Source organism: Frankia sp. Mgl5, assembly GCF_023242985.1.
Classification (GTDB): domain Bacteria; phylum Actinomycetota; class Actinomycetes; order Frankiales; family Frankiaceae; genus Parafrankia; species Parafrankia soli.
Window position 1 is genome coordinate 219,973 of record NZ_JALKFY010000002.1, and the last position, 8,635, is coordinate 228,607.

The window sequence follows — 8,635 nt, forward strand, 5'->3', positions numbered from 1 at the left end:
CGGTCATGACTGGTTCCCATTCGTGTACCCAGAGGGCTGTACCCGGAGCTTGAGATGGTCACCCCGTCCCCGTCCCCGTCCCGGAGCAGGCGGAGGGGCGTGCCCGCGGAGTCAGAGGGGGGCGGTCCAGCGGAGGTGCGTTCCGCCGGTGGGCGGTGCCGTTGCGGTGAAGGTGCCGCCGAGGTTCTCGGCGCGGGCGCGCAGGTTGTCCAGCCCGCTGCGGCGGGCGGTGTCACCGATGCCGACGCCGTTGTCGACGGCGTCCAGAATGATCATGTCCTTGTCCACGGCCAGCCGCACCTCGACGCTGGTCGCATGGGCGTGGCGGGCGGCGTTGGTGAGGGCCTCGCGGGTGACCGCGAGCAGATGGTCGGTGAGCTGGTCGTCCGCGACGGTGTCGAGGGGGCCGGTCAGGGAGATGGTGGGGGCGAACCCCAGAGCCGGCCGCAGATCCTCCGCGATCTTGTCGAGGGCGGCGTGGAGGCGACCGCGCTTGGTGGGACCCTGCCCGCGCAGTTCGAAGATGGAGCGGCGGATGTCCTTGATCGTCGCGTCGATGTCCTCGACGTAGCCGTTGAGCCGGTCGGCGTTGGACGGGTTCTCGTACTGGGCGAGGTCCTGCATGCCGAGCGCGACGGCGAACATGCGCTGGATGACGTGGTCGTGCAGGTCGCGGGCGATCCGCCCGCGGTCGGCGAGGACACGCAGGTGTTCCTGGTCGGCCCGGGCGCGGGCGAGTTCGAGCGCGACGGCGATGTGGCCGGCGAAGCTGGTGGCCATGTCGAGGTCACCGTCGGTGAAGGCGCGGGCGCCGCGGTCGCGGCCGATGAGCAGCACTCCGCCGCACTGGTCGCCGCCGGTGACGAGCGGGACGACCATGAGCGGCCCGGTGCGCGCCGCGCGTTCGTCGGGGAGCGCGTCGAGTTCCGCGTCGTCGACGCGGAGAGCCTGCTGCTCGGCGATCACCCGGCCGGTCAGGGTGTGCTCGAGGGGAATCAGGCGGCCGGTACGGCTGGCATCGACGCCGTCGGCCCCCGTGACGGCGACGGCTATGCGGGCCTCGGCCGCCTCGCCCTGGTCGCCGGTCCGCAGCGCGAGGGCGACGAAGGTGGCGTCGGCGACCTCCCTGACCCGGTGCACGAGGGCGGCGAGCGCGTCGTCGGCACCGGCCATCAGCTGACGGCTGATCTCCGCGGAGGCGGTCATCCACAGGTGGCGCTGCTGCGCCTCGTGGTAGAGCCGCGCGTTCTCGATGGCCACCCCGGCGTTGGCGGCCAGGGCCTGGGCGAGTTCCTCGTCCTCGGCGGTGAAGGGGACGCCGTCGCGCTTGTCGGTCAGGTAGAGATTGCCGAACACCTCGCCCCGCACCGTGATCGGGACGCCGAGGAAGGTCCGCATCGGCGGATGCCCGGCCGGGAAGCCCTGGGACGCCGGGTCCTGGGCGATGTCGTCGGCGCGGCGCGGGCGCGGGTCGTCGATCAGGATGCCGAGCAGGCCGTGACCGGTGGGCAGGTGACCGATCCGCTCCACGTCCGCGTCGGTCATGCCGACGTGGACGAACTCCTCGAGGGTGCGGTCGGGGGCTACGACGCCGAGGGCGCCGTAACGGGCACCGAGAAGATCCGTCGCGGCCTCGACGATGTGCCGGAGCAGGACGGGTAGTCGCAGGTCGGTGGCGATGACCCGGTTCGCCTGCAACAGGCCGCGCAACCGGCCCTGGGTGGCGAGGACGTCCTGGGCGCGGTCGACGAGCTGGCTGAGCAGGTCGTCGAGCTCCAGCCGGGCCACCGTGGGGAACATCAGCCCGTCGCCGGGTGGCGGCTCGGCAGGCGCCGGTCCGCCCGGCGACGGCCACGGGGACTCCCTGGCGGCCGGGCCGGCCGCTGGTGTCTGGCCCGACCGGTGCGAGGCCGGGGAGTCGGTTCTTGCCGCCACGCGAGCACGATACGCGAGCCGGGACTCTCCCGGGCCGGGTTCCGCGATCGTCGCCTCATCCCGCAGCCCGTCGCGCCGCCCTCAGTACGGCGTCGTTCGCCGTCTCGTGGCGGAGGGTCCTCGCCTCGGGCCAGGGGTCGGTGCCGGCCGGGTCGTCGATGTGCCCGATACCGGGCCGGGTGCCGGGCCGCGGTGCCAGGGTCGGTCGTGACCCGGGCCGGGTGTACCCCGGATACGCGCACCGGAGCTGGACGAGGTCCGCCGCGGTGGCGTCGGCGAGCGCGGCGGCGCGCTCCCGCTCGCCGCGCAGGGCCCACGGCGCGTCGAGGACGACTGTCTCACCGCGCTCGGCCGCGATGCCCGCGCGCCGCAGCAGCTCGTCGTACCCGGCGTCGGTGACGCCGCCGGTCGCGCCGTCCGGACCGCTGTCCATGGTCTCGGCGCGCAGCAGTGTCCATCCCTCCGCCTCGGCGAGGTCGGCGGCCAGCTCACTGCGCCCCGAGCTGCGGGCCCCGCCGACGAGCACGAGCCGCACCCGTCCGTGACGCAGGTTCGCGAGCGTCAGCGAGGCCAGGGCCCGTGCCTGCGCGGCGGCGGATCTGTCGCCCTGCTCGTGCCGGGTGCAGGCGACCTTGCAGCGCACGAACGCCCGGTACGCGACGTAGAGGTTCTCCAGCGACCCGGGATGGCTCTCGGCGGAGTACTCGCGGTAACGATCCAGGAAGTACGCGGCGAGATCCGGACGGCCGAGGCGCTCGAGGTCCATCGCGAGGAACGCGATGTCGGCGAGGACGTCGCCGACCCGCAGGCGCTGGTCGAACTCCAGGCAGTCCAGGATGCGGGGGCCGTCGTCCAGGCAGTAGATGTCGTCGGCGAGCAGGTCGCCGTGCCCGTCGCGGATGAGCCCGCGGCGCTGCCGCTCCCGCAGCAGGGGCTGGCGGCCGTCCAGGTAGCGCCCGGCGAGACGGCCGACGGCCTCGATCGTGCCGGCGTCGAGGACGGAGCCCACATAGGGCTGGACGCCCCGGATGCCCTCCTCCCACAGCCCGCGCAGCGTGGCGGGGGAGCCGGCGTCGGCGATCTGGTCGGAGGTGGCGCAGCGGGAGTGGAAGTCCGTGAGGAGGCGGGCCACGGCCCGCAGCTCGCCGGTGACGTCGCCGCCGGCGGTGACCAGGGTGGACAGCCGCCGGTCGGAGGGCAGGCGGTGCATGACGACCATGTGGTCGCAGGCGCTCCCGTCGGGGCCGTACACGTCGGCGACACCGAGATAGACATCCGGCGCCAGCCGCCGGTTGAGGTCCACCTCGGCGTGGCAGGCGGCCTCGCGGGCCTCCCTGGTGCGGAAGTCCAGGAAACCGAGGTCGGCCGGCTTCTTGGTCTTGTAGACCCGGTCACCCAGGAAGACCAGTACGGACGTGTGCGTCTCGACCAGCCGCGCCGGCGCCGGCGCGCCGCCGGGACCAGGCCGGACGCGCGCCGATGGCGCCGCCGAGGCGGGAACCGTTTCCGTAACTGTCGCCACACCCATGCCTCAACCCTGCCCCCGGGATGCTCCGGGTACAGCGTTCTCGAGTAGCCCGGCCGGGGTGCGAAGGTCCCGGGGGCGGCGGGACCAACGGGGAAGTCCGGGATCACCCGGCCAGAGCCTCGCGCAGGCGGTTGATGTTGCCGAGGAGCGAGGAGGAGGTGTCCGCCGCGGGGCAGGACGAGCAGCGTGCCGTGTGGCAGCCGGTCGACGACCGCGGCGGCGTCCGCGGGTCTGGGCAGGGGGGAGTCCTCGGCGGTGATGACCAGGGTGGCGGCGTCGACGTCCTCCCAGGGCAGCTGGTCCCGCCTCATCTCGGGGGCGGTCACGGCGTCGACTCGGCGATTGAGGCAGCCACGATCGTCTCAGCCGCCCGCGCCGTGCCTCGGCCGCCCGGGGCCCGACCTCCCGGCACCCCCGTTCGGGGGACGTTCCCCCGTCTCCCCCCTGCCGAAGGTCCCTTTCACCGGTTCGGTGTGATGCCGATGCTGAGGGCGTGTCGGCTCCAGGTACGTCCAGGTCGGGGCGGTCGCGGGCCGCACGGAGAACGGTCTCCCGAGCCGAACGCGCCGGGTCGCCGGATACGGGGCCCTGGGGCGGCGGATATCGGAGGTGGGCAGGTGAGCGGCATCGGAGCGTCCTGGCGGATCAGCCCGTCACGGCCGGGTGCGATGTGCGGCGACTGGATCGACGTCGTGCGGCTCGAGGACGGGCGGCTGGCGGTCAGCATCGGCGATGCCGCTGGTCACGGGGACCGGGCGGCGGCGCTTGCCCTGGTGCTGCGCCGGCTGCTGCGTGACCGACTGCTCGGCGGCGCGGATCCGGGCCAGGCTCTCGGCGGTGCCCTCGCCGAAGTGGCGGAACTCGGCGACATGGGCGAGATGTACGCCACCGCGTTCGTCGCCGTCGCCGCCGCGGACGGCACGGTGACCTACGCGAACGCCGGTCACCCGGCGCCCATCGTCCTGCGCTCCCGGGGCCCGCGGGATCGCGGGCGTACCGGCACCGACCCCGGCGAGGTCGGCCGGTCGCTCGGGCCCACCGGCCCGCTCCTGTCGGATCTCTTCGCCGGCGCCGCGATCTGGTCGAACCGGACGCTGCGGCTCGCCCCCGGGGAGTCGTTGGTCCTGTACACCGACGGCCTTACCGAGGCGCGGAACCTGGCGGGCGTCGAGTTCGGATCCGACCGGCTGGCGGCCGCCGGCTGGCGGTCGACCGAGGGCCGTGTGCCGGGCCGGGGCCGCCGCCCGTCTGCCGTGTCCGGCGTACTCGACCGCATGTTCGCCGAGGTCGCCGCGTTCACTCAGCGCGCATCCGATGATCGTTCCGCGCTGGTGCTCACGTGCGTCCCGGAGGCCGACGGTCAGGACGGCGACCGTGCGCTCGATGACTCCGGCCGGCTCGGTGCGGCCGCCGAGCAGTGCGGCGTGGGCTGACGCCGCCGCGCGCCGGTCGTGATCAGGGGCGCTCGTCGCCCGTGCGCAGGCGGTGCGCCGCCGTGGTGGCCCGCATGGTGGGGAAGATCATGTCGGGCCCGACGCTCGCGGTGAGCCCGTACGAGGTGAGGGCGTCGAGCAGCTCGTGCTTGACATGGGCCAGGCCGAAGGCGATGCCCCGCCTGGTCACCTCGGCACGCAGATCCTCCAGCGCGTCGAGCGCCGTGATGTCGACCTCGACGATGGCCTCCATGTTGAGGACGAACCAGTCGATGTCGTCGGTGCACGCGTCGAGGGCGGCGGCCGCCCGGCGGCGGAAGTTCTCCGCGTTCGCGAAGAAGAGCGGTGAGTCGTACCGGTAGGCGAGCAGACCGGGAACGGTGCGCGCGCTCGGATAGTCGTCCACGTCGTGCATCCCGTCGAGACCGGGGACCCGTCCCAGCACCGCGTCGTGCGGTCGGGCGACCCGGGCGAGCAGGTCCAGCAGCGACACGCCGATAGCCACCAGGACGCCGTAGAGGATGTCGAAGATCAGGACGCCGACGGCGGCCGTCAGCGCGAGCGCAAGCTCACTGCGCCGGAACGAGGCCAGCCGGCGGAACCCCGCGATGTCGATCAGGCGGACCGCCGCGAAGATGATGATCGCGCCGAGCGTAGCCACCGGGAACATCGCCAGCGCCGGGCGTCCGAAGCCCAGGACCAGCACGACCGCGCCAAGAGCGACCAGGGAGTAGGCCTGCGTGTGCGCGCCGCTGGACGCGGCGAGCGCGGTGCGGCTCCCGCTGCTGCTGACCGGGAAGCCCTGGCCGACCCCCGCTCCGAGGTTCGCCGCCCCCAGCGCGAACAGCTCCCGGTTGGCGTCGACCGCGTGGTCGTCGCGTCCGGCGAAGGCACGCGCGGTGAGCATGTTGTCGGTGAACCCGACGAAGAGGATGCCGAGCGCGGACGGCGCGACGTCGACGAGGTCGGCGCCCGTGGGCATCGTCAGGTGCGGAAGCCCGCCGTCGATGTCACCGACCACGCGGACGCCGTGCGTGTCGAGGCCGAAGGCCCATACCGCGAGCGTCGCGACCATGATCACAAGTAGTGGGCTCGGCAGCCGGGGCGCGCGCCAGTGCAGTACGACGAGCAGGACGAGGGACGCCGCCGACACGGCGAGGGTTCCACCGTGCAGGTGGTGCACCGCGCCGGCGAACGAGCGGAGCTCGCCGAACAGGCTCCCGCCGTCGACCGGGACACCGGTCACCTTCTCCATCTGGCCGACGATCATGATGATCGCGACCCCGGCTAGGTAGCCGACGAGGATCGGCCGGGAGAGCAGGTGCGCGATGATGCCGAGCCGCGCGAATCCGGCCGCGATCGCGAGAACCCCGACCGTGACGGCGAGGGCGGCGGCGAGGGCGGCGTACCGCGACGGATCACCGTCCGCCAGCGGGGCGACGGCGGCCGCGGTCATCAGCGCGGTGGTGGACTCCGGGCCCACGGACAGCAGCTTCGACGACCCGAGGATCGCGTAGGCGACGAAGGCGGGGGCGATCGCCCACAGACCCGCCACCGGTGCCACACCCGCGAGCGCGCCGTAGGCCATCACCTGCGGGATCAGGTATGCCGCGACCGTCAGGCCGCTCGCGGCGTCCCCCCGCGCCCACTGCCGGGAGTAACGAGGCAGGCGAGGCAGGCGCGGGAGGCGCAGGTGGTCCACGGGAGCACGTCACTCCTGGTCGCTGTCGGGTGTGGTCCCGAGCGGCCCGGTGATCCGGACGACTCTCACACCGCGGGGTTCGGGGCAGGCTGGTTCTGGGGTTCCGGTTCGGCGCCGCCGGAGTCGAGCCGGAACGGGGGGTACTCGTCGGTCATCAGGGCGGCGTAGGCGCCGACCCGGACCACCCACCGGTTGAGCCCGACGACAAGATCGTAGAGGGCTCGTGGATAGGTGCCGGTCACCGCGAGAGTGATCGCCGCGATGAGAGCGAGCAGGCCGATGAGCCCGCCGCCCGTGCCCGCCGTCAGCAGGGCGTTGTGGCTGAGGGTCGTGCCGCCGACGAGGAACCCCACAATCAGATAGTGCGGGATGAGCAGCAGCCACCACTTGACGAGCACCAGACCGCGGGAGAGCTGGGTCGGGTACGGGATCGTGAGGTGAGCCGGGTAGTCGGGCTCCTCGCCGAGGGAGAACGGCGGATAGTGGTCCGTCGCCAGCGCGCTGTAGGAGTAGTAGGACACCCGCCAGGACCAGCGCAGCACCCCCGTGTTGAAGTCGAAGATCGCCCGTGGGTAGCGGCCGGTGAACAGGATCGCCACACCGGCGACGGCCGTCAGGACGACGAACGCCACCCAGAGGAAGAACAGCACCACGTAGTGCGGGATGGCGAGGAACCACTTGACCAGCCAGAGCCAGCGCGAGAGCGGCTCGTCGAGGCGGGCACTCACTTTGATCGGGTACGGGCGGTCGTTCATCACACACCCCGCTGCCGCGTTCCGGTGGTGGGAGACGGGCCGGCCGGGGTGGCCGGGGCTCCCGCACCGGTCGCGCTGATCGGTTCGGTTCGGCTGTTCTGTTCTGTTGGTCTGGTCTGGTCTGTCGGGGAAGTGGTTCCCGGATCACGGGCCGACCTCAGCGACCTTCGGCAGGGATGCCGGGGGCCGCAGGTCCTGTGCCTTTCGGGAGCGACGTCCGCTCTGGCCGCCCCTGGAAGTGAGCATGCTCCCCCGTGTGGTTCGCCGCAGGCGTTGACAGGAGGAGGCCCCCATGACGGGTGAGATCACGTTCCGGGCGCCGGTGACGGTGCCGGCCCCGACCCCGATCCGGGAAGCCGCGGAGCTGATGGACCGGGCCGGTGTCGGATCGCTGCTGGTGGTCGACGAGGGGCGCCTGGCGGGCATCGTGACGGACCGGGACCTGGCACTGCGGGCTGTCGCCCGCGCCGTCCCACTCGATGCCCGGATCGACGCCGTCATGACCTGCGGCGTGGTGACCGTCGGGCCCTCCGCGGGCTGGGAGGAGATCACCCGGCTCTTCGCCGAACACGCGATCCGCCGACTCGTGGTGACCGACGGGGACACCATCGTCGGGGTCGTCTCGCTCGACGACCTGCTCGCCGCCGCGGCCGATCCGCACGCCGCGGTGACCGGCCCGCGGAACGCGGCACTCGGAGCCGTCGTCGCCGAGGAGATCGGGCACCCCCACCATGAGGGGGGCCTGCCCCTGCCGCTCGACGCGCTGCGCCCGCGGCCCCGGACCCTCAGCCGGTGGCAGGCCCGGGTGGGTGACGCCGTCGTCGTCCGTGCCGCCGTCGGGAACGGGCCGAAGCGGGACGGGGAGATCCTCGAGGTCGCGACGCCCACCGGCGATCCCCCCTTCCTGGTCCGCTGGTCGGACGGCAGGCTGAGCTACATCTACCCGGGCCCGGACGCGCGGATCCACCACTACGGTGAGCCGGTGGGCAGCGCCCGCTGACGGGCGTTCCGGGCGGGCGGCGGCCACCCGACCAGCGGTCGCGGTGTGACTGGCCGGCTGGGGGCGAGGGCCGCCGCCGCACCCGTTGGTCCTGGCGGGCGTGAGCCGATTGGCGAGGCGACTCCGAGGCCGTATCGTCGCGCTCATGGAGAAGATCCGGGTGTTCGTTCTCGATGACCACGAGATCGTGCGTAATGGTCTGCGCCAGACGCTCGCCCGGCATGACGATATCGAGGTCGTCGGTGAGGCCGGGCTGGCCGCGGAGGCGTTGCGGCGGATTCC

Annotated in this window: 6 protein-coding genes and 1 pseudogene; 3 read left to right on the forward strand and 4 right to left on the reverse strand. The window is 73.1% G+C overall.

Translation table 11 applies throughout. From position 1 onward, the window contains the following. Positions 1 to 111 precede the first annotated feature (111 nt). Positions 112 to 1,800 carry a GAF domain-containing protein gene (locus MXD62_RS02130; protein WP_248827759.1) on the reverse strand — a complete coding sequence of 563 codons (1,689 nt, stop codon included), beginning with the start codon at positions 1,798 to 1,800 and terminating at the stop codon, positions 112 to 114. 190 nt (positions 1,801 to 1,990) lie between these two features. Beyond that, positions 1,991 to 3,463 (reverse strand): AAA family ATPase, encoded by a 1,473-nt coding sequence (locus MXD62_RS02135; RefSeq protein ID WP_248827749.1) that lies wholly within the window; start codon positions 3,461 to 3,463, stop codon positions 1,991 to 1,993. A gap of 617 nt (positions 3,464 to 4,080) precedes the next feature. Between MXD62_RS02135 and MXD62_RS02140 the strand changes: the two genes are divergently transcribed. Next, positions 4,081 to 4,896, forward strand: coding sequence for a PP2C family protein-serine/threonine phosphatase (locus MXD62_RS02140; RefSeq protein ID WP_248827750.1), 816 nt, complete (start codon positions 4,081 to 4,083; stop codon positions 4,894 to 4,896). Between the two features lie 22 nt (positions 4,897 to 4,918). On the opposite strand, the gene MXD62_RS02145 is transcribed toward MXD62_RS02140, so the two are convergent. Together MXD62_RS02145 and MXD62_RS02150 are read right to left on the reverse strand one after the other, a co-directional pair. After that, positions 4,919 to 6,589 (reverse strand): sulfate permease, encoded by a 1,671-nt coding sequence (locus tag MXD62_RS02145; protein ID WP_251081059.1) that lies wholly within the window; start codon positions 6,587 to 6,589, stop codon positions 4,919 to 4,921. Positions 6,590 to 6,663: 74 nt separating this feature from the next. Further along, entirely contained in the window at positions 6,664 to 7,353 is a 690-nt protein-coding gene (locus MXD62_RS02150) for a DUF4389 domain-containing protein (protein WP_248827752.1), read from the reverse strand. A gap of 292 nt (positions 7,354 to 7,645) precedes the next feature. On the opposite strand from MXD62_RS02150, the gene MXD62_RS02155 reads away from it, so the two are divergent. Then, positions 7,646 to 8,353 (forward strand): CBS domain-containing protein, encoded by a 708-nt coding sequence (locus MXD62_RS02155; RefSeq protein WP_248827753.1) that lies wholly within the window; start codon positions 7,646 to 7,648, stop codon positions 8,351 to 8,353. Positions 8,354 to 8,462: 109 nt separating this feature from the next. Next, positions 8,463 to 8,635 (forward strand): annotated as a pseudogene (locus MXD62_RS02160) (DNA-binding response regulator); the annotation flags it as partial.